At 69.0% G+C, this 20,011-nt stretch carries 16 protein-coding genes; 13 read left to right on the top strand and 3 right to left on the bottom strand.

Going from position 1 to position 20,011, the window contains the following annotated elements:
- Positions 1–34: 34 nt before the first annotated feature.
- From OVA06_RS16470 to OVA06_RS16445, 6 genes are all read left to right on the top strand, one after another.
- Positions 35–2,347, top strand: a complete 2,313-nt coding sequence (locus OVA06_RS16470) for an alpha-L-rhamnosidase (protein WP_268159778.1) — start codon at positions 35–37, stop codon at positions 2,345–2,347.
- Positions 2,344–3,300: a glycoside hydrolase family 43 protein gene (locus OVA06_RS16465; RefSeq protein WP_268159777.1), complete on the top strand. Its 957-nt coding sequence runs from the start codon at positions 2,344–2,346 to the stop codon at positions 3,298–3,300. The genes OVA06_RS16470 and OVA06_RS16465 overlap by 4 nt, the downstream gene beginning before the upstream one ends.
- 45 nt (positions 3,301–3,345) lie before the next feature.
- Positions 3,346–4,197 (top strand): class I SAM-dependent methyltransferase, encoded by an 852-nt coding sequence (locus OVA06_RS16460; protein WP_268159775.1) that lies wholly within the window; start codon positions 3,346–3,348, stop codon positions 4,195–4,197.
- Between the two features lie 59 nt (positions 4,198–4,256).
- Positions 4,257–4,721, top strand: a complete 465-nt coding sequence (locus OVA06_RS16455; RefSeq protein ID WP_056082678.1) for a hypothetical protein — start codon at positions 4,257–4,259, stop codon at positions 4,719–4,721.
- Positions 4,722–4,783: 62 nt separating this feature from the next.
- A complete protein-coding gene (locus tag OVA06_RS16450) occupies positions 4,784–7,129 on the top strand; it encodes a glycoside hydrolase family 95 protein (protein WP_268159773.1) in 2,346 nt (781 codons plus the stop codon).
- Positions 7,130–7,215: 86 nt separating this feature from the next.
- Positions 7,216–8,712, top strand: coding sequence for a glycoside hydrolase family 43 protein (locus OVA06_RS16445; RefSeq protein WP_268159771.1), 1,497 nt, complete (start codon positions 7,216–7,218; stop codon positions 8,710–8,712).
- A gap of 29 nt (positions 8,713–8,741) precedes the next feature.
- On the opposite strand, the gene OVA06_RS16440 is transcribed toward OVA06_RS16445, so the two are convergent.
- Positions 8,742–9,194 (bottom strand): CBU_0592 family membrane protein, encoded by a 453-nt coding sequence (locus OVA06_RS16440; RefSeq protein ID WP_268159769.1) that lies wholly within the window; start codon positions 9,192–9,194, stop codon positions 8,742–8,744.
- Between the two features lie 100 nt (positions 9,195–9,294).
- On the opposite strand from OVA06_RS16440, the gene OVA06_RS16435 reads away from it, so the two are divergent.
- Both OVA06_RS16435 and OVA06_RS16430 read left to right on the top strand, forming a co-directional pair.
- The gene (locus tag OVA06_RS16435; protein ID WP_268159767.1) at positions 9,295–10,218 is read left to right on the top strand and encodes a LysR family transcriptional regulator; all 924 of its coding nucleotides are present in this window, start codon (positions 9,295–9,297) and stop codon (positions 10,216–10,218) included.
- Between the two features lie 153 nt (positions 10,219–10,371).
- Positions 10,372–11,523 carry a cation:proton antiporter gene (locus OVA06_RS16430; protein ID WP_268159765.1) on the top strand — a complete coding sequence of 384 codons (1,152 nt, stop codon included), beginning with the start codon at positions 10,372–10,374 and terminating at the stop codon, positions 11,521–11,523.
- 4 nt (positions 11,524–11,527) lie between these two features.
- Here OVA06_RS16430 and OVA06_RS16425 read toward each other — a convergent pair whose 3' ends face one another.
- Positions 11,528–12,382, bottom strand: a complete 855-nt coding sequence (locus OVA06_RS16425) for an IclR family transcriptional regulator (protein WP_082497454.1) — start codon at positions 12,380–12,382, stop codon at positions 11,528–11,530.
- 160 nt (positions 12,383–12,542) lie between these two features.
- On the opposite strand from OVA06_RS16425, the gene OVA06_RS16420 reads away from it, so the two are divergent.
- The 4 genes from OVA06_RS16420 (at position 12,543) to OVA06_RS16405 (ending at position 17,641) form a co-directional block, all read left to right on the top strand.
- The gene (locus OVA06_RS16420; RefSeq protein WP_268159763.1) at positions 12,543–15,275 is read left to right on the top strand and encodes an alpha-L-rhamnosidase; all 2,733 of its coding nucleotides are present in this window, start codon (positions 12,543–12,545) and stop codon (positions 15,273–15,275) included.
- Positions 15,272–16,261 (top strand): alpha/beta hydrolase, encoded by a 990-nt coding sequence (locus OVA06_RS16415; protein WP_268159761.1) that lies wholly within the window; start codon positions 15,272–15,274, stop codon positions 16,259–16,261. Before OVA06_RS16420 ends, OVA06_RS16415 begins: the two co-directional genes overlap by 4 nt.
- Complete coding sequence (locus OVA06_RS16410) at positions 16,258–17,223, top strand: alpha/beta hydrolase (protein ID WP_268159759.1); 966 nt, start codon at positions 16,258–16,260, stop codon at positions 17,221–17,223. The genes OVA06_RS16415 and OVA06_RS16410 overlap by 4 nt, the downstream gene beginning before the upstream one ends.
- Before the next feature lie 259 nt (positions 17,224–17,482).
- Positions 17,483–17,641: a hypothetical protein gene (locus OVA06_RS16405; protein ID WP_268159757.1), complete on the top strand. Its 159-nt coding sequence runs from the start codon at positions 17,483–17,485 to the stop codon at positions 17,639–17,641.
- Positions 17,642–17,694: 53 nt separating this feature from the next.
- Here OVA06_RS16405 and OVA06_RS16400 read toward each other — a convergent pair whose 3' ends face one another.
- Positions 17,695–18,465 (bottom strand): FadR/GntR family transcriptional regulator, encoded by a 771-nt coding sequence (locus tag OVA06_RS16400; protein WP_261618610.1) that lies wholly within the window; start codon positions 18,463–18,465, stop codon positions 17,695–17,697.
- Between the two features lie 138 nt (positions 18,466–18,603).
- Here OVA06_RS16400 and OVA06_RS16395 point away from each other — a divergent pair, with 138 nt between their 5' ends.
- A complete protein-coding gene (locus OVA06_RS16395; RefSeq protein ID WP_268159755.1) occupies positions 18,604–19,899 on the top strand; it encodes an ABC transporter substrate-binding protein in 1,296 nt (431 codons plus the stop codon).
- Positions 19,900–20,011 lie beyond the last annotated feature (112 nt).

Genomic DNA, 20,011 nt, shown 5'->3' with positions numbered 1-20,011 from the left:
GACCCTGCTTCCACCAGAACGGAACACTCCCTCCATGACTTCAGCTTCCTGGCTCGCCGCCATGATCACGCCCGAGAACGACTTCGACGGCGCCCCGCTGCTCCGCAAGGAGTTCACCCTTGAGGATGGCCACGGCGCGGTGGTGAAGGCGACGCTGCGGGCCACGGCACTGGGCGTCTACGAGGCATCCATCAACGGCGTCCCTGCGGGTCCGGATGTGCTGAGCCCGGGCTGGAGCTCCTACGAGTGGCGCCTCCGCCACCGCAGCTACGATGTCACCGCCCTCATCCGGCCCACCACCGTGATCGGCGTCGAGCTTGGCAACGGCTGGTACCGCGGCCGGCTGGCCTGGCACGGCATGTCCAACCTCTACGGCAGCGAGCTGGGGTTCTTCGGCCAGCTGGACATCGAGTTCGAGGACGGGCACGTCCAGTCCGTCGCCTCGGACACTTCCTGGCAGGCAGGCCAGTCTGCCACCACCTTCAATGACCTCTACGACGGCCAGGCCATCGACGCCCGCAGGCTCCAGCAGGGCTGGGCGGAGCCCGGCTTCGTGCCCGGCACCGGCTGGACCGGCGTGCGCGAGGTGGCGTTCGACGCCGGGCGGCTGGCTGAGCCGGTGGGCCCGCCCGTGGTGCGTGCCGGCGCGGTCCGTCCCGTCGAGGTCTTCACCTCACCCAGCGGCAAGACATTGGTGGACTTCGGCCAGAACCTGGTGGGCTGGCTGCGGTTCACCGTGCAGGGCGAAGCGGGCCACGCCATCACCATCAGGCATGCCGAAGTGCTGGAGGACGGCGAACTGGGCGTCCGGCCGCTGCGCTCGGCGAAGGCCACGGACACGTTCATCCTTTCCGGCGGCCAGGATTCCTTCGAGCCCACCAAGACCTTCCATGGCTTCCGCTACGCCGAGGTGACCGGCTGGCCCGGGACCCTCACCGCCGATGATCTCGAAGCTGTGGTGGTCCATTCCGACCTGGAGCGCACCGGCACCTTCGAGTGCTCCAACGAACTCGTGAACCAGCTGCACCGCAACATTGTCTGGGGCCTGCGCGGCAACTTCCTGGACCTGCCCACGGACTGCCCGCAGCGCGACGAACGGCTCGGCTGGACCGGCGACATCGCGGTGTTCGCCCCCACCGCCGCTTACCTGTACAACGTCAAGGGCTTCCTGCAGGATTGGCTGCTGGACCTCGCAGCGGAGCAGAAGGCACAGGACGGGCTGGTCCCCATCACCGTGCCGGATGTGCTGAAGTACTGCCCGCAGCCGGCCGAATTCCCCGCGCCGGAGTCCTCCGCGCTGTGGAGCGAGGCGTCAGTGTGGGTGCCCTGGGCCCTGTGGGAGGCCTACGGCGACCTCAGCGTCCTCAAGAACCAATACGAATCAATGGCCGCGCACACCCGCCGGGTGGAAGGCCTGCTCTCACCCGCCGGGCTGTGGGACTCCGGCTTCCAGTTCGGCGACTGGCTCGATCCCGACGCCGCGCCGGACCAGCCGTGGGCAGCCAAAGCGGACACCGCCGTCGTAGCCACCGCCTGCATGTACCGGACCGCCAGGCTCACCGCCCAGGCCGCGGGACTGCTGGGAAAGTACGACGACGAAGCCTCCTTCGACGCGCTCGCCGCCCGGGTGCGGAACGCCTTCGCCGAGCACTACGTGGCTGCCGACGGCACCATCTCCAGCGATTGCACCACCGTCTACGCGCTGGCCGTCGCCTTCGACGTCCTGCTGACGCCGGAGCTGCGGGAGTTCGCCGGCAACCGCCTGGCCGAATTGGTCCGCGACAACGGCTACCGGGTGTCCACCGGCTTCGCGGGGACGCCGTTCATCACCCACGCCCTGACGGACACCGGGCATGTGGACGAGGCGTACCGGCTGCTGCTGGAGGAGGGCTGCCCGTCCTGGCTGTACCCGGTAACGATGGGCGCCACCACGGTCTGGGAACGCTGGGATTCCATGCTCCCGGACGGCACCATCAACCCTGGCGAGATGACCAGCTTCAACCACTACGCCCTGGGCGCCGTGGCGGACTGGATGCACAAGGCCATCGGCGGCATCCGCCCGCTGGAGCCCGGGTACGCCCGTGTGCTCATCCAGCCGCAGCCGCAGCCGCAGCCGCAGCCGGGGGAGGGGATCGAGTGGGCGAACACGTCGCTGAAGACACCGCACGGTGAGGTCCGTACCGCGTGGAAGTACGACGGCGGCGGGTTCCGGCTCGAGGCGACCGTCCCGGACGGGGTGGCGGCCGACGTCGTCCTTCCAGACGGCGCGCGGCACGGCGTCACGGGCGGAACACACCTCTTCGACTGTGCGCTGGCACCTGCCCCCGGCTATGAGGTAAGCCGATGACGGGTCAACAGGAGACTGTTCGCCAGCTGCGCCTCGACGAAATCCGGATGCGGGACCCGTTCATCCTGGAGCCTGCCCCCGGTGAGTTCGTCCTGTTCGGGACCAGTGACGAGAACGTCTGGGGCGGGCCCGCTACAGGCTTTGACTGCTACACGAGCCGCGACCTGGAGCACTGGGACGGCCCCATCGAAGCGTTCCGCCGGCCGGCCGGGTTCTGGGCCGACACGCAGTTTTGGGCGCCGGAGGTTTACGCCCTCGACGGGCGGTTCTTTCTGTTCGCCACCTTTGCCACGTCCACCGGTGCGCGGCCCCGCGGGGTTGCAGTGCTGGTCTCTGACAGCCCGACCGGGCCGTACCGTCCTTGGAGCGACGGACCTGTCACGCCGGCAACCCAGCCATGCCTGGACGGAACCCTCCATATCGACGGCGACGGCACGCGCTGGCTGGTCTACAGCCGCGGGGCGGAGGGGACGCCGGACCAGGCAGGCCTCGGGGATGGCGAAATGTACGCGCTGCGGCTGGCCGAGGATCTCCGCTCCGGCGTTGATGAGCCGGTTCTCCTGTTCGCGGCGTCCTCGGCCAACTGGACCCGTCCCCTTCGTTTCCCGGAGGGCGTGGAACCTCCCAAGGGACTGAACCTGGCCGCGGATCCGCGGTTCACCGACGGCCCCTTCCTGATCCATGCCGCTGAGGGCACACTTCTCATGCTGTGGTCCAGCCACGGCGAGGCCGGGTACGCCATGGGCATCGCGGAATCAGCCAGTGGAAGCATCGCGGGCCCGTGGACACAGCGGCCCGAGCCCCTGTGGTCCGCCGATGGAGGCCATGGCATGGTCCTCCGCACATCCGGCGGCCGCGATTACCTGAGCTTCCACTGGCCGAACAGCACGCCGGACGAACGGGTCACGTTGGCGGAAATCGAGATCAGTGGGGCCGGCATCAGGATCCTGTGACGATGGCGCAGGGCCGGTGGCTCTACAACGCTGTAGGCTGCCGGAATGAGTGACAGCCGGATTACGGTCGACTGGGAGACCGCACGCGCCACCAACCGGGACAACTGGGAAGACCGGGTGCACCTGCACGAGGAAGCCTACGGACTCGGGGCGCTGGATGATCCGGGCTACCTGACCCCCGTGGTGCGTACCGACCTGGAAGCGCTGGCGCCGTTCGTTCCGGAGGGGACGGTTGCCGGCCTGGACGTGTGCCACCTGCAGTGCCACATCGGGACGGACACGGTATCGCTGGCCCGTGCGGGCGCCCGGGTCACCGGCCTGGACTTCTCGCCGTCCGCCCTGGCGTCCGCTGCCGGCCTGGCGGAAAAGCTGGGCCTGAAGGTGGCGTGGGTGGAGGCGGATGTCCTGCAGGCGCGGCGGGCCGTTTCGGGCGACTTCGACGTCGTCTACACGAGCATCGGAACCATCACCTGGCTTCCGGACCTGGCGCAGTGGGCGTCCCAGGTGGCAGCGCTCCTCAAACCCGGTGGCACCTTCTACATCCGCGACGGCCATCCTGCCCTCTACGCGGTGGATGAGGATGCCGAGGGGCTGCAACTCCGCTATCCGTACTTCAACCGCGGCCGTGCCCAGGTGCGGGACGAGGAGTCCACCTATGTGGGCGGCGGGAAGGTGTCCCATTCCCGCACCTACCAGTGGGCGCATCCGCTGTCCGACATCATTAACTCCCTCATCGGCGCCGGGCTGCAGCTCCTCCGCCTGGACGAGGGCACCACGCTGCCGTGGAAGTTCTCGCCCCGCATGGTGGACGTGCCGGATGGCTACGCGTGGCCCGAAGCCGAGCGGGACCTCGTCCCCTGCACCTACACGCTGGTTGCGCGCAAACCACAGGAGTGAATGCGCGGCAGCCGCTGATCTGCAACGATGTGCCACAGGACCAAAACCCAGGAGGACTCATGCCGTACACAGTGGATTTCAAGAACGTGTCCACCGTTGGCCTGGAATCGTCACCCGTGGCGGACGCGCTGGCCGGGCTGCGCGCCAACGAGGCACGGTACTACAAGAACAAATACGATCACGACTTCACTGTCACCGCCGCCGAAGACGATCCCCAGACGCTCGCGTACATCCACAACATCCTTGCCACGGAGCGGGACCTGGTGATTGCCTCGAAACCGCTTGAAGTGTCTTCCTTCGAGGTGGACGGGCTGCGGATGGCCTACGTGTTCTATGAGTCCGGGCTGTCCATCAACGTCATGTACGGCATCGGCGAGGGCGCCAAACGGGCAGTCGGATTCAAGCTCTCCGACGGCATGGAGGTGCCGGAGGAACTGGCGTCCAGCTTCAAGTTCGCGCGCCAGAAATCCAAGCTCGCAGGCACCATCCGCGGCTCCTACTTCGTGATCAAGGGACAGTACTGAGCCGGCGGGCCCCGGCGGGGCATCCGCCGGCCATCGAACTGCCCGACGCCGATCCCGGCCACGTGCTTTGGTACCGCCGGCCGGCGGAACAGTTCGTCGAGTCACTGCCGGTGGGCAACGGCCTCGCCGGTGCCACGCTGCGCGGCCTGGCCGGCGGCGAGCGCATCCAGCTCAACGAGGGCTCGGCCTGGTCCGGGCCCACGCACCGGTCCGCACCGGCCCTAAGCCCGCCAGAGGGGACAGCCCGGCTCCAGGCCATCCGCCATGCCATCGATGCCGGGGACGTCCGCCGGGCCGAAGAACTGCTGCTGGCCTTCCAGGGCACGCATTCGCAGGCGTACCTTCCCTTTGCCGTCCTGTCAGTCGAAGCCGCCGGCACCGCTGCTCCGGCAGATGGCCCCGCCCGGTGGCTCGATCTCCGGACAGGCACCGCGGGGCACCGCTACCTCCTGGACGGTTCCGAGGCCCGGCACCGGACCTTCGCCTCCCACCCCGACGCCGTCATCGTGCACGACATCGCGTTCGGTGCGCCCGCTGACCTGCGGATCGGAATGGCGCCGGACAAAATCACCGCACGGGCCTTGGACGCCGTCGCACAGGACTGGGGAACGGAGCTCCGGCTGGGCGTGCTGCTTCCGGCCGACGTCGCGCCGTCCCATGAACAGGCTGCCGAACCGATCGTCTACGGCAACGGTTCCCGCGCCGGAGCGGTCCACGCCGGCATTGTCACGGACGGCGATGCCGGCTTTGCCGACGGTGTCCTGGGCATCCGGGGCGCGACTTTTGTCCGGATCGTCGTGGCGACGGGCACGGTGCTCAAGCATCCGTTTGCCCGCCACGCCAACACCGCGGACGACGCCGAGGCGCTGGCAGGGCTCCTCAGCGCACGGATCGCGGGGGTACTGGAAGAAGAATCCTTCGAGCCGGCCCTGCGGCGCCACCTCGACGACCACACCGGGCTCTACAGCCGCGTATCCCTCGAGCTCGGCGCCGGCTCGGTGACCGCGGCAGGGAAGCCAACCGATGAGCGCATCCGGGCCTTCGAAACGGACAAGTCCGACTCTGCCTTGATGGCACTGCTGTTCCACTACGGCCGGTACCTGCTGATCGCCTCCTCGCGGGAGGGCGGCTTCCCGGCCAACCTCCAGGGCATCTGGAACGAGGAGCTTCCGCCGCCCTGGAGCAGCAACTACACCATCAACATCAACACCCAGATGAACTACTGGCCGGCCCTGACAACCAACCTCGCGGAATGCCACGAACCACTGCTCCGGCTGGTGGATACCCTCGCCCGCACCGGCACCGCGGCGGCGGGCCGGTACGGTGCCCGCGGCTGGGCGGCACACCACAACACGGACCCCTGGGGGCAGCCTTTCGCGGTGGGAGCCGGCGAGGGCAACGCGATGTGGGCCAGTTGGGCGATGGGCGGAACATGGCTGGTCCAGGCGGCCTGGCGGCACTACTCCTTCACGGGTGACCTCACCCGCCTTCAAGCGTCCTGGCCCGCCGTCGAAGGCGCGTGCCTCTTCGCACTGGACTGGATCATCGGCGAACCTGACAGCGGAACGCACACGTCGCCGTCGACCTCTCCCGAAAACCGCTTTGTCGCGGACGACGGCGGCCCCGCGGCGGTGGGCAGGTCCGCCACCATGGACGTTTCCCTGCTCAGGGCGCTGTGCGGTTCGGCGCGGCAGGCAGCGGCGGCGCTCGGTGCCCCGGCGCCGTGGCTCGATGACCTCGCCCGCAAAGTGGCCGCGCTTCCGCAGCCAGCCATCGGCGGCCGCGGTGAAGTCCTCGAATGGTCCTTCCCGGCCGCCGAACACGAGCCGGAACACCGGCACACCTCGCACCTGGCGGGGCTGTTCCCGCTGCAGGAATGGAGCCTGGAGGCTACCCCGGAACTGGCCGCCGCGGCAGTACGGACGCTGGAACTCCGGGGCCCGGAGTCGACGGGCTGGGCCATGGCCTGGCGCCTCGGCCTGTGGGCCCACCTGGGCGTCGCCGGCAAAGCGGAGGAGAGCCTGCACCTCGCCTTGCGCGTGGCCGGGGACGGGCTGGCCGAACGCGGCGGGGTCTACCCCAACCTGTTCACCGCGCACCCGCCCTTTCAGATCGACGCCAACTTTGGGACCACGGCTGGAATCGCGGAGATGCTGGTGCAGTCGGACGCTGCCGCCATCAGGCTCCTCCCGGCACTGCCCGACGCATGGGGCGAGGGATCGGCCAGGGGGCTGCGCGCTGTGGGCGGCATCGGCGTGGACGTCAGGTGGGCCGGCGGGGTCCTCGGGAGTGCCGTGCTCCGTTCGCCGGAGGCCGTGCGGAGGGACATTGTGTGGAACGGGCTACAAATCAGCGTTGAGCTGGCCGGGGGAGCGGACCATGAGCTCAGTGCGGGCAGCTTCTTGTAATGGACGCCCAGCCCGCCGGGCAGAATGCCTTCCAAAGGGTGAAACCGGCCCGGCCCTGACGTGGTTGCAGGCAGCAGGATGGCGGGATGCACACCAATCCCATCCTGTCCGGATTCAACCCTGACCCCAGCATCGTCAGCACCCCGGACGGCTACTACCTGGCCACCTCATCCTTTGAATACCTTCCGGGCCTGCCGATCTACCACAGCAGGGACCTGGGGGACTGGGAGCTGGTGGGGCACGTGGCCACGCGTGAGGAGCAGGTCCGGCTCGCCAACGTCCCCACACCCGGAGGCGTCTGGGCGCCCACCCTCCGCTACCGTGACGGTGTCTTCTACCTGATCGTGTCCGTCTTCCTCGGCGGCCGGGGCTGCGTGGTGTTCACAGCCACGAACCCCGCCGGCCCCTGGAGCGACGGCACCACCATCGGGGCAGTTGACGGCATCGACCCGGACCTCGCGTGGGATGCGGACGGCAACGCCTATGTCACCTTCGCCCGCCACCCGGATGCGATCCAGCAGGTGCGGGTGGATCTGGCAACGGGGGAAGCGCTTGGGCAGCCCCGCGCGCTGTGGTCCGGCAGCGGGCTGTATGCACCGGAAGGGCCGCACCTCTACCACCGCGGCGACTGGTGGTACCTCATCGCTGCGGAGGGCGGGACAGACAGGGGCCACGCCGTCACCGTGGCACGGTCACGCCGCCCGGACGGGCCTTTCGAGTCCGCGCCGCACAACCCTGTCCTCACCGCGGCCGGCACGGGATCGCCGGTGCAGAACACCGGGCACGCGGACCTGGTGGAGCTTCCCGACGGCGGCACGGCCATGGTCCTGCTGGGCGTGCGTCCGGTGGGGCTCACCCAGGCGTTTTCACCCTTGGGCCGGGAGACCTTCCTCACCGGGGTGCAGTGGAAGGACGGCTGGCCGCACGCCCAGCTGCCCGTAATGGGTGGGACCCGGCCGGAACAGGTGGAGTACGACTTCAGCCACGGCGCAGCCCCTGACCACCCCAACTGGATTGGGGTCCGCAGGATGCCCGCGGAATTCACGGCACCGACGTCGAAGGGCCTCCTGGTCACCGGCGACGGGAGCACCATGGGTTCGCCCCGGCCCTGCTTCCTCGCCCAGCGCCAACGCCACCTCGGCATGGAATTCCGTGCCGTTCTCAGCGTCGCCACGGGCAGCGGGGGCGTGGCCGTGCGGAACGCCGAGGACAACTGGTTTGGCATCGAAGCCAGCCAGCGGCAGGGCCAGGATTTCGACGGCGTCAGGATCACCGCGCGTGCCGTTGTAGCCGGCTTTGACCGCACGTGGGAGGCGACGGTTCCGTCCGGCGACGTGGAGTTGGCCATCGTCACGAGCCCGCCGCCGTCGGATTTCAGCGCCGGTGCCGTGGGTGGCGACAGGATCCGCCTGACCGCCCGCGCCGCCGGGACTGGCGGGAGCCCGGAGTTGCTGCTGGCCGAGCTCGACGGGCGGCATTGGGCCTTCGAAACCGCCAAGGCCTTTACCGGGAGGGCGTTCGGCGTCTACGCCGTTGACGGTGAGGTCCTGGTCCGCCGGGTGTCCTACCGCGGCGAAGACTGACCACTCGGCACGGCGCCGGATCGCCACCGCTAGATGGCGACGGCGCCCTGCCGTGCGGGTGCAGCGGCGGACGCAGTGCAGGCCGCGTAAGGCTCAGTGGCATAGGGCTCCGCTGCATAGGCTTCAACCGCTCGCGCCTCAATGGGGTGCGGTCCAGTGACGCGCGGCTCGATGACGGCGAGCTGGCCGGTGGTGTCCGGGACGCCGGGCAGCTGCACCGCGGGAGCGTCGATGCCGGCCGAACCGCCGGCCGCGCGCATCCGAAGAAGAGCCACGGCGGAAATGAGGCACCAGGCAACGTTGGTGGCCACGGACGGCCACGCACCGTGGAAGGCGCCATTGATGATGAATGCGGAAGCGCCCACGAGGTTCGCGGTCTGGAAAGCCTTCCCGGCCTTCAGCCACCCCATGGATACCGTCAGGTATGCGCTGAGGATGGCGACGGCGCCGGCCCAACCGGCAATTTCCCACAGCAGTTCCATGGTGTCCTTTCTGAAATCGTTACCTAACGGCAATTGTCGGGGCCGAAAGAGGTGTAGTTCAATTGCATTCTTCTGAAGTCCTTGTTTAGAACGGCTTAACATGAATCTTGACCCGCGCCGCTTGCTGGTGCTGCTGGCCGTTGCCCGGACGGGCGGTGTCCTCGCGGCAGCCGATGAGCTGCGGATTACGCCCTCCGCCGTGTCCCAGCAACTGAGCAAACTGGAGCACGAAACGGGGCAGGCACTGGTGCTGCGGACGCCGAAGGGCTCGGTGCTGACGCCCGCCGGCCTGGCGATGGCAGAGGCGGGCGAAGAGATTGAACGCGCCCTCACCGTGGCGCGTGCGCGGATGGAAAGCGGAGCCACCATCGAAGGGGTGGTGCGCATCGGCGGGTTCACCAGCTTCGTGCGGACAGTGGTCATCCCGCGGCTCCCGGAATGGCGGGTCCAGTACCCCCAGCTGCAGGTCCGGATCGTGGAGGACGATTATCCCGCCCTGATGCGGCTGCTCCGCCAACGCCAGCTCGATGCCGTGGTGGTGGAGCTGGATTCGACCACGGCAGAGCAACGGACGCTTGCAGCCGGAATGATCGAGGAGCCGCTCCTGGACGAGCCCTGGAAGCTGGTGGTCCCCACCGGGGCGCTGCTCACCACCGAAAATGTGGACCTTGGCCGGCTCCCGCTCCCGTGGCTGGGCGTCGAGCAATCAGCAGCCAACGCCGCCGTGATCGGACGGCTCCGCCACGCGACGGGGGCGCACATCGAAACGGTGCACCAGTACCAGGAAACCCTGACGGCACTGGCGCTCGTCGCTGCGGGCGAAGGGGTGGCGATCGTGCCCACCCTGGCACTGGCAGGCGTGGTCCAGGACGGCGTGGAAGTCCTGGACGTCCCCGGGCTGGGAACCCGGCGCATCGTCCTGCGGCGGTTCGCAGGCCGCCGGCCCGCCAGCACCCCGCTGGATACCGTCGCCCGCCTGCTGCGGGAATCAGCGGCCGGGTTCGATACCCGCTCGGCTTCCTGACCGGCTCACGCTACCCACGCCGTTGACCGCCTGCAGCGGCGTGGGTACTGTGAGCGCACCATCCGCCCCGCTGGCGAATCCCACGGGTCACGGCCGCAGCGGTTACCCGGAGCGGATGGGGGTCCGGGCGCGCCGGCAGAAGGAGGAAGGCGTGTGTCGTTCTTCCAGCTCTCGCTGATCGCCGCCGTCGCGCTCCTGGGGCCCCTGCTGGCGTTCCCGCGTAAATGGCACCTGCCCATGGTGTTGGGGCAGCTGCTCGCCGGCATCGCCATTGGGCGCACCGGCCTGGGCCTGGTGGATTCCTCCGATCCGACGTTCACATTCGTGGCGGACGTGGGGTTCGCCCTCATCATGTTCGTGGCTGGTACGCACGTGCCGGTGCGGGACCGGGCCCTCCGCCCGGCCCTGGCCGGCGGCGCGCTCCGGGCGGCCATCGCCGCGGCGCTCGCGGCCGCCGTCGGAACCGGTATTGCGTTCGCCTTCGGCACCGGCCACGCTCCGCTCTACATCGTCCTGCTCGCGTCGTCGTCGGCGGCCCTGGTCCTGCCGATCATCGATTCCCTGCGGCTGGCCGGTCCAAGGGTCCTCACCACCACGGCGCAGGTTGCCGTGGCAGACATCGCCTGCATCGTGGCGCTGCCGCTCGCCGTGGACCCGCCCAACGCTGCGCGGGCGGCGGCGGGGGCGGCCGCCGTCGCGGCCTGTTCGGTGGCGTTGTTCTTCGTGCTCCGCTGGCTGGAGCTCACCGGCACCCGCGGGCGAGTGCATGACGTGTCCGAGGACCGGAAGTTCGCCCTGGAACTCCGGATCCAGCTCGCCCTGCTTTTCGCCCTCTCCGGGCTGGCCGTCGCAGGGCACGTATCCGTGATGCTGGCCGGATTCTCCTTCGGGCTGGTGGTGGCGGCCGTGGGGGAACCCCGGCGGCTGGCCCATCAGCTCTTCGCTGTCAGCGACGGCTTCCTGGGGCCCGTGTTCTTCGTCTGGCTGGGCGCATCGCTGGACCTGCGGGCGCTCGCCGGCACCCCCGGAATGGTGCTCCTCGGGCTCTGCCTCGGAGCAGGAACCCTGCTGGTCCACGGAAGCCTGCGCCTGCTCGGCCAGCCGCTGCCGCTCGCGGTACTCTCGGCATCCCAGCTGGGCGTGCCGGTTGCCGCCACCGCCATCGGCACCCAGCTGAACCTGCTGGAGCCCGGCGAAGCTTCGGCGCTGATCCTGGGCGCCCTCATCACCATCGGGACCAGCGCCGCCGCAGGATCCCGGGCGGCCCGCACCTTTGCACGGAACGCCCCGGCCACCGCGGGCTAGGCGGCTACCCCCGCGAGTGCGTCCGCACGTCCGCGCTGACCGTTGCCTGGTGCCCCAGGTTCCTGGATACGGCGCGGGCGGCGGCACGGACCGCCGGCGCCAGCACGTTCGGTGGCGTGGAGCCGTCCGGAACCACAATGGACAGGGCCGCCACCACGGAACCCTGCGCATCGAAAACCGGCGACGCCACGGACACCGTCATGGACGGGTGGCTGCGCCGGATCATGGCAATTCCGGTGCGGCGCACGTCGGACAGGGTCCGCCGCAGCTGCCCCTCGGGCATATCCGCCACACCCGGTTCCTTCTCCGGCGGTTTGGCCATGATGGCCTCCTGGAACTGCTGGTCCGCGCCCGCCAGCAGCACCAGCCCCACGGCGGTGGACCGCAGCGGCGCCCGGCCGCCCACCCGGTACGCCACCTCGGTGGCATCCTTGGACGAGAGCCGCTCGATCAGCACCGCCTGCTCGTTGTCCCGCACGGCCAGCAGGACGTGGTGGCGGGTCACTTCGAAAAGGTCCTCAAGGTACGGCAGCGCGATCTCGCGCACTCCGTGCCCGCGCGGTGACAGGGATGCCACCTCCCAGAGCCTGACGCCCACGACGTAGCGGCCGTCGTCGAGCCGCTCCAGGGCACCCCAGGCCACCAGCCGGGAGATCAGGCGCAGCGCGGTGGGCGCGGGCATGTCCGCGTGGCGGGCGAGCTCCGAGAGGGTCAGCGCCCTGCGGCGGTCCGAGAAGACGGCCAGGAGGCTCAGCGCCCGGTCAATGACGGGTTCGCCCTGTTTGGGCCGTTTGCCGCGGGCCGGCGAGGCGGCGTTGGGGGTATCCGTGTGCGTTTCTGTGTCCGGGGACAGTGTCATGGCATTGGTTCCTAGCGCCGTTGGCAGGGCTTACGGCCCACAGCGGTGCCGTGAGCTGAACCACAATACTATTCCAACCATTGAAAGCCGCATGTGAGGGCTTAGCGCCAGCCAACGAAGCTTGAATTCCCAGCACCACCACCTCCAGGAGTCCTGCCGCATGACCGCCCCCACCCGGCTCCGGGCCGAACACCTGCGCGAAGCCATGGGCCTCGCCGTCCGGGAGCCCCGCCTGGGCTGGACGCCGCCCGCCGGGACCACCCGGCAGACCGCGTACCGGATCACAGCCTCGAACGGCTGGGACACCGGACGGATCGCATCCGCGGACTCCAGCGGCATCACCTACAGCGGACCTGCCCTGCATTCCCGCAGCCGGTTCGAGTGGCGGGTGCGCAGCTGGGACGTCGATGCCCACGGCACCGAAACAGCCAGCGAATGGTCCCACCCCATGCCCGTCGAGCTGGGCCTCCTGCACCCCTCGGACTGGACGGCGCAGTGGATCGGCGCCGATGAGGAGCAGGTAAACCAGCCAGGCGAGCGCCCGGGATACGCACTCACCAAAACCTTCATGCTGCCGGCCGCACCGGACAAAGCCCGCACTTACGCCACCGCCCACGGCATCTACGAACTCTTCATCAACGGCCAACGCGTCGGCGACCAGCAGCTCACTCCGGGCTCCACCAGCTACAACACCACCCTCCAGGTCCAGGCCTACGACGTCACCGCCCTGCTCACCGCGGGCCGCAACACCATCCGCGCCGTCCTCACCGACGGCTGGTACCGCGGCACCTTCGGGTACACGCGCGACGCCGACATGTACGGCACGCACACGGCGTTCCTCGCCCAGCTCGAGCTGGGGTCCGGGGCCGGACGGCAGGTCATCGGCACCGACGCGTCGTGGCTGGTGTCCGCCACGGAAGTCATCAGCGCGGACCTCATGGCGGGGCAGCGGGTTGATTTTCGAACGACCGACGACGGTGCGTTACCCCGTGCAGGCGACGGCGGGAAGAATGCGCGCGCACCAGGTCTTCCGCCAGCGCCGCCGCGGGCCGCCGTCGTTCATTCCCGCAGCTTCGACGCACTCACCGGGCCCCTCGCCGCGCCCACACGGGTGACGGCCGAACTGGCGCCGGCGGCCATCACCCGGCTGCCCAACGGACACCAGGTGGTGGACTTCGGCCAGAACATCCACGGCTGGGTCCGCCTGGCTGCCCTTGGCGCGCCGGGCGAAACCGTCACCCTGGAATACGGCGAAGCACTCGGCCGGGACGGCGACGTCACCCGGGATCACCTGCGCCCGCACGACTTCCGCACGCCCGGAGCTTTCCGGGACGCCGGGCAGGTGGACACCGTGACCGCCTCCGGCGCCGCCGGCGAAGTCTTCGAGCCCCGGCACACCACGCACGGGTTCCAGTACGTCTCGGTCCAGGGCCTCGCCTCGGATCTTCACCCGGGGGACATCACTGCCTGCCTGGTCCGGACCGACCTGGAACGCATCGGCACGTTCCACTGCAGCGACGAGCGGCTGGACAAGCTCCACAGGATGGTGGAATGGAGCTTCCTGGGCAACTCCTGCGAGGTCCCCACCGACTGCCCGCAGCGCGAAAAAGCGGGCTGGACCGGGGACTGGCAACTGTTCGTCCCCACCGCCGCGTACCTGTACGACGTCACCGGGTTCACCCGCAAGTGGCTGCGTGACGTCCGCGCCGACCAGTGGGACAACGGCGTCATCGCCAACATCTCGCCGTCGCCCGGACCGGCCATCACTTCGGCGGAGTTCATGGGCTTCACCAACGGTTCCTCCGGCTGGGGCGACGCGATTGTCATGGTGCCCTGGGAGACCTACCTGGCCACCGGCGACGCCTCGATCCTCGCCGAAAACTGGGAGGCCATGAACCGGTGGCTGGGCTTCGTCCGGACCACCGCCGAAACGCAGCGGCACTCCACCCGCGCAGCGAAGGCGCCCGTCCCCGCCGCCCACGAGAAGTTCCTGTGGGACACCGGCTTCCACTTCGGCGAATGGATGGAACCGGGAGGCCCCGAGCCGGACCTGTTCGCCGCCCGCACCGCGGACAACGGCATCGTGGCCACCGCCTACTACCGGCACACCACGGACCTGATGGCCCGCATCGCCGGGGTACTGGGGTTGGCGGAGGAAGCAGCTGACCTCGCCGAACTCTCCGACGCCATCCGGAAGGCCTGGGCCACGGAATACCTGGACGCGTCCGGCCGGGTCACCGACGCCAGCCAGGCCAACTGCGTCCGGGCACTCGCCTTCAGCCTGGCCGGCCCGGAATACCGCGCCGCCGTCACCGCACAGCTGGTGGAACAGATCCGCGACGCCGGCATCCACCTGGGCACCGGCTTCCTGGCCACCCCCTACCTGCTCCCGGTCCTGGCCGATAACGGCCACCTGGGCGTCGCTTATGACCTGCTGATGCAGGACACCGAACCGTCCTGGCTCACCATGGTGGACCGCGGCGCCACGACCGTGTGGGAGCTGTGGAACGGCATCGATGCAAACGGCACCGCGCACCAGTCGCTCAACCACTACAGCAAGGGCGCCGTGGTCTCCTTCCTGCACCGCTACACGGCGGGGCTGCGGCAGGCTACCGGCAGCGCGGGCTGGGAGCGCATCGTCATCGAGCCGCGCCCCGGCGCCGGCCTGACGTCCGCGTCCACAACGCACCAGGGCCCGCGCGGCCTGATTGGGGTGGAGTGGGGGACGGACGACGGCGTGCTGACGCTCCGTGCCACCATCCCCGCCGGCACCGCCGCGGAGGTGCGGCTGCCCGGCGAGCCGGCCGCCGTCGTCGGGCCCGGGCACCATACTTTCCTCGCCGGAACCGGCGCGGACACCGCACAACCTGAACTGATGAGGAGCACACTATGACAGTGGACAACGCTACCGACGTAATGGACCCGTCCCGGGACATGTCCAGGCCCGGAGACAGGAAGGTTCCGCCGTTCCCCGTCTTCGATGCGCCGGGAACCCCTGAGCACGTCTCAGACGTCTCCTCGGTTTACCGTGAAGTCACCTACGCCCGGGCCATCGGGTTCCGGCCGCTGAAGATGGACATATGGCTGCCCCGCAAGGCTGCCGGCCCGACCCCGCTGGTCCTCTGGGTGCACGGCGGAGCGTTCCAGCTGGGCGACCGCCGGCAACTCCCGTTCACCTTCGCGCCCGACTCCGTGTTCCGGCTGCTCAACGAGGCCGGCATCGCCTGCGCCACGGCGGACTACCGGCACTCCCTGGAAGCCCCGTTCCCGGCGCAGCTCCACGACCTGAAGGCCGCGCTGCGCTACCTCCGTGAGTTCGCCGCGGCCCTTAACATCGACCCCGACCGGTTCGGCGCCTGGGGCGAATCCGCCGGCGGCCACCTGGTGGCGCTCCTGGGCCTCACCGGCAACCGCGGCGACCTGGAAGGCGGACTCGGTGCGCAGGGGCATGCAAGCAGCGTCAGCGCCGTCGTCGACTTCTACGGCGTTTCCTCCCTTGAGGACATTCCCCCCATCAACACCCCCGGCGGGCTCTTTCCCCCGGCCCTGACTGCCGCTGTCCCGCCGGGGAGGTCACTGCAGCCGGAGAACATGCTGGTGGGCGGCTCGGATGATCTCGAACTGCTGGCCGCGGCCAGTCCCGTCAGCTACGTGACCGCTGACGCCGCACCGTTCCTCCTGGTCCACGGCGATTCGGATGGCCTGGTCCCGCATTCGCAGACCGACCTCCTGGCCGCCGCGCTCGCCAACGCAGGCGTGGAACATGACGTGGTGACCATCACGGGCGGCGACCACTGCTTCTCCGGCGCCGAGGACCAGCTGGACACCATCCTGGCCACCGCCGTCGACTACTTCTCACGGAAGCTGGGAACACCATGACATCCCGGACAGAATCAGCCGCGGCGACCGCCGGTCCCGCCCGGACGCCCGAGGGGGAGACCGCCGCCGGTTTCGCTGAGTACCTGGCCAGCCCGGAAGGGCCGCAGTTCCTGAACCCTGACGCCGTGCGCTCGCCGGGCCCGGACGTCCCCATCCGCACCGTGACCGCCGACGGGCGCCACGGCCCCGTGGCCATCCGGATCTACGGCGAACCGGCGGGCACGGACAGTCCTTCCCTGGTGTGGCTGCACGGCGGCGGATTCGTCAGCGGCAGCGTGGATATTCCGGAATCCGATTACCTTGCCCGGGTGCTCGCGCACCAAGGCACGCCGGTGCTGTCCGTGGACTACCGCCTGGCCCGCGACGGCGTGTCCTTCCCCATCCCGCACGACGACGCGTTGGCGGGCTGGTTCTGGGCCCGGGAGAACGCCGAATCCCTGGGCCTGGATCCGGACCTGCTCTGCCTGGGCGGTGCCGGTGCAGGGGGCAACCTGGCCGTGGGCGCCGCGCTCTATCTGATTGACGCCGGCAAGCCGCTGCCCGCCAAGCTCCTGCTGGCCTACCCCTTCCTGCACGCGGAACTGCCGCCGCCCGCCGGGGGACTGGACCCTGAGGTCATGGCCGGGCTGCCCAGGCACCTGCGCTTCACCCTGGAGGACTGCATCCGGACGGCGGAGAACTACGTGGGCGGCCCGGTCAGTATGGCGCCGTCCTACGCGATGCCTGGGTATGCCGACCCTGCAGGGCTCCCGCCAACGGCGCTGCTGGCCTGCGAGTACGACGACGCCCGCGGCTCCGCCGAACTCTTCGCCGCCAGCCTGGAACAGGCCAAGGTCCCCGTCACCTACTTCCTCGCCGAGGGCGGCGTGCACGGGCACCTGAACCACACGGCCGGGCTGCCCGAAGGCAAGGCTGCGCTTGACTTCCTGGCACGTGAACTCCGGTCCGCGGGGGAGCGGTAGCCAGCCCGCGCCTTTCATATTGCTGGACCGTCACCAGCACCCCGGCCATCCGTGACCCGTTCGCTGTCGCCCTGCCGGGCTGGCTGGAATACGGCGGCGGAACCGGCTGCGGCGCCGGCGGGTCCTAGGAGCCGCACCCGCCCACGGTGCGTCCTCGCCGTCGTCCGCCGGACCGTTGCCCCGCCGGCCGGACAGGCCTAGCATGTGCGCACAATTCACTGCGAAAGTGGACGGTCGGCAGGGAAGGGCGGGGCAGGCCATGGATGAGACGGGCAGCAACGAGAAGGTGGTGCACCGGCTGACCAGCGGCGGCAACCTGGTGGTGGCCGTGGCGTCCCTGGACTACGGCGGCCCCGTCTACGAAACGGTGTTCATCTTCGAGTTCCGGGACGGCCGGATCGCCACGGAGACGGCCTAATGGAGCGAGGCGTTCCCGGCACCCGAATGGCGGTCACAGTGGGTGGAGATGGGTTAAACCGGCTGGGCACCGTCCAGGGCCAGCGGGCCGCCGTCCGTTTCGTGGCTGCTGGACCAGATGTGCCGCATCTCCTCGCTGGACTGTTCCACGATCCTGCTCATGGCAGCGTGGGCGGCGGCAGTTTCGCCGCGCTGGATGGCGCTCGCCACATCCACGTGCAGCTGCAAAGCTTCGTGGTTGGGCAGGTTCGGCATGAGCCCGTGGGCGCTGCGGCCGGTCAGCACCTCCGCCACCAGGTTGTGGAGCTGGGAAAACATCAGGTTGCCGGAGGCTTGGAGCACAGCCGCATGGAACTCGATATCGAGCCGAAGGAATTCTTCCTGGTCTCCGCGCTGCCCGGCGGCCCACAGCCGTGCAGCCTGCGATACCAGGTCTGAGCCCGCATCCCAGGAGGCACGCTCCGCGGCCAGCCGCGCGGCCTGCGGTTCGATGGCCCCGCGCAGCTCGTTCAGTGCCTGCAGCTGTTCCAGCCGTTTCGCCGAGGCAAGGCGCCAGCGGATGACCTGCGGATCGTACAGATTCCAGGATTCTTCGGGTTGGACCACTGTGCCCAGGCGGCGCCGCGACTCCAGCATTCCCTTGGAGGAGAGTACCCGGGTCGCTTCCCGGATGACGGAGCGGGAAACGCTGTGCTGCGCCTCGAGTTCGTCCAGGCGGAGGATGGAATGTGCCGCCAGGTTTCCCTCCGCGATGGCAAGGCCCAGCTTCTCAACCAGCGCGTTGTGCAGGTCGAAAGGGGACGCCGCCGCCTTGGGGGTATTCATGAATAGATCATACTGAGACCCGCCAAACCCTTGTATATGTCTGCCTTATTTGCCTAGGATGCCTTTCTAGAGCAGATGTAAAGACGCGTCTGCTATCGGCTCCGCGGCGGACGCGGGCCCTGAAACAAGGGAGTCGTAATGAAGCGACGTTCAATTGTGAAGTACGCGGCGGTGGCTGCGGCGATGTCGCTGGGGCTCACCGCCTGCAGCGGCGGCGGGGGAGGCAGCGACGATGCCAAACAGGCCGGCACCGTCCGGGTCACCCTCGCCAACCATGTCTGGACCGAGGGAATCAAGGCGGCAATCCCCGAATTCGAGCAGTCCAGCGGCCTCAAGGTGGAGCTCACCCAGTTGGGCGAGGACCAGCTCTCAGACCAGTACAACGTCAAGCTCAATGCAGGCAGCGACGAGATCGACGTGATGATGTACCGCCCGCTCCAGGAAGGCAAGGCATTCGCCAAGAACGGCTACCTGGCGGACCTGACCAGCAACGTTTCGTCCGATTCCAGCTGGGACTGGAAGGACTACCAGGAAGGCCCCGTGAAGGCCACTACGGTGGACGGCAAGGTGGTGGGCGTCCCGATCATCACCGAACGCGAGGTTCTCTACTACCGTAAGGACCTCCTGCAGGCCGCCGGGCTGCAGGTTCCCAAGACCATGCAGGAACTGGAAGCCGCGGCGAAAGCCATCAAGGAGTCCTCCCCGGACACCGCAGGCTTCGTGGCCCGTACCGGAAAGTCCGCAGCCGTCACCCAGTTCTCCAGCTTCCTCTACAGCTTCGGTGGCGACTTCACCGATTCCAGCGGAAAGTCGGCAGTGAACTCGGATGCCGCCAAGAAGGCCTACGCCTTCTACGGCGGCCTGATCAAGAACTACGGCCCCGCCAATGTCAGCACCGACATGAGCTGGCCCGAGGCCATGGCCATCTTCACGCAGGGCAAGGCCGCTTTCTACACCGAGGCTGACTCGCTCTACAAGAACGCCACGGACCCCGCCAAGTCCAAGGTGGCAGACAACGTCGGATTCGCCGCGCTTCCTGCGGGCCCTGCCGGTTCCAAGCCCTACAACATCCCGTCATGGGCTCTGGGCGTCAACCAGAACACCAGCAACCAGGACAACGCCTGGAAGTTCATCCAGTGGGCAACCAGCAAGGAACGCACCCTTGCGGCCCAGAAGGCCGGCGTACCGGGCCCGCGGGCCTCTGTCTGGGCCAACTCCGAAGGCACCTCCACCTACCCGAAGGACCTCGCCGCCGCCATCGCCACCAGTGCGGAAAACGGTGTGGGCCACGACCGTCCCGAGGTCGTGACCGTCGGCAAGGCGCGCGAAATCGTAGGTGAACCCATCGTCGCAAGCATCACCGGCGCCGATGCATCAGCTGCCGCCGACTCAGCGCACGAGGCCTTCCAGAAGTTCCTGGACGGCGAGAAGTAGCAGCGCAACCGGGGCAGCGATGGCGGTCCGCCGCCCCCTGTCTTACAGGGCCCGGCGGGGAGGCAGCAAGCCTGCCGCCCCGCCGGGCCACCCTTCACCCACCGACTCCTTA

It is taken from the genome of Pseudarthrobacter sp. SL88 (genome assembly GCF_026672455.1).
In the GTDB taxonomy this organism is placed as follows: Bacteria; Actinomycetota; Actinomycetes; order Actinomycetales; family Micrococcaceae; genus Arthrobacter.
The sequence above is the reverse complement of the archived record's forward strand: the minus strand, read 5'-3'. Positions and strand labels throughout refer to the sequence as shown.

Excerpts from the sequence above, each read along its gene's own strand:
- OVA06_RS16400 (WP_261618610.1), bottom strand. The coding sequence starts at position 18,465 with ATGAATACCCCCAAGGCGGCGGCGTCCCCTTTCGACCTGCACAACGCG.
- OVA06_RS16455 (WP_056082678.1), top strand. The coding sequence starts at position 4,257 with ATGCCGTACACAGTGGATTTCAAGAACGTGTCCACCGTTGGCCTGGAA.
- OVA06_RS16435 (WP_268159767.1), top strand. The coding sequence starts at position 9,295 with ATGAATCTTGACCCGCGCCGCTTGCTGGTGCTGCTGGCCGTTGCCCGG.
- OVA06_RS16470 (WP_268159778.1), top strand. The coding sequence starts at position 35 with ATGACTTCAGCTTCCTGGCTCGCCGCCATGATCACGCCCGAGAACGAC.
- OVA06_RS16395 (WP_268159755.1), top strand. The coding sequence starts at position 18,604 with ATGAAGCGACGTTCAATTGTGAAGTACGCGGCGGTGGCTGCGGCGATG.
- OVA06_RS16415 (WP_268159761.1), top strand. The coding sequence starts at position 15,272 with ATGACAGTGGACAACGCTACCGACGTAATGGACCCGTCCCGGGACATG.
- OVA06_RS16445 (WP_268159771.1), top strand. The coding sequence starts at position 7,216 with ATGCACACCAATCCCATCCTGTCCGGATTCAACCCTGACCCCAGCATC.
- OVA06_RS16425 (WP_082497454.1), bottom strand. The coding sequence starts at position 12,382 with ATGACACTGTCCCCGGACACAGAAACGCACACGGATACCCCCAACGCC.
- OVA06_RS16420 (WP_268159763.1), top strand. The coding sequence starts at position 12,543 with ATGACCGCCCCCACCCGGCTCCGGGCCGAACACCTGCGCGAAGCCATG.
- OVA06_RS16465 (WP_268159777.1), top strand. The coding sequence starts at position 2,344 with ATGACGGGTCAACAGGAGACTGTTCGCCAGCTGCGCCTCGACGAAATC.
- OVA06_RS16405 (WP_268159757.1), top strand. The coding sequence starts at position 17,483 with ATGGATGAGACGGGCAGCAACGAGAAGGTGGTGCACCGGCTGACCAGC.
- OVA06_RS16410 (WP_268159759.1), top strand. The coding sequence starts at position 16,258 with ATGACATCCCGGACAGAATCAGCCGCGGCGACCGCCGGTCCCGCCCGG.
- OVA06_RS16460 (WP_268159775.1), top strand. The coding sequence starts at position 3,346 with ATGAGTGACAGCCGGATTACGGTCGACTGGGAGACCGCACGCGCCACC.
- OVA06_RS16440 (WP_268159769.1), bottom strand. The coding sequence starts at position 9,194 with ATGGAACTGCTGTGGGAAATTGCCGGTTGGGCCGGCGCCGTCGCCATC.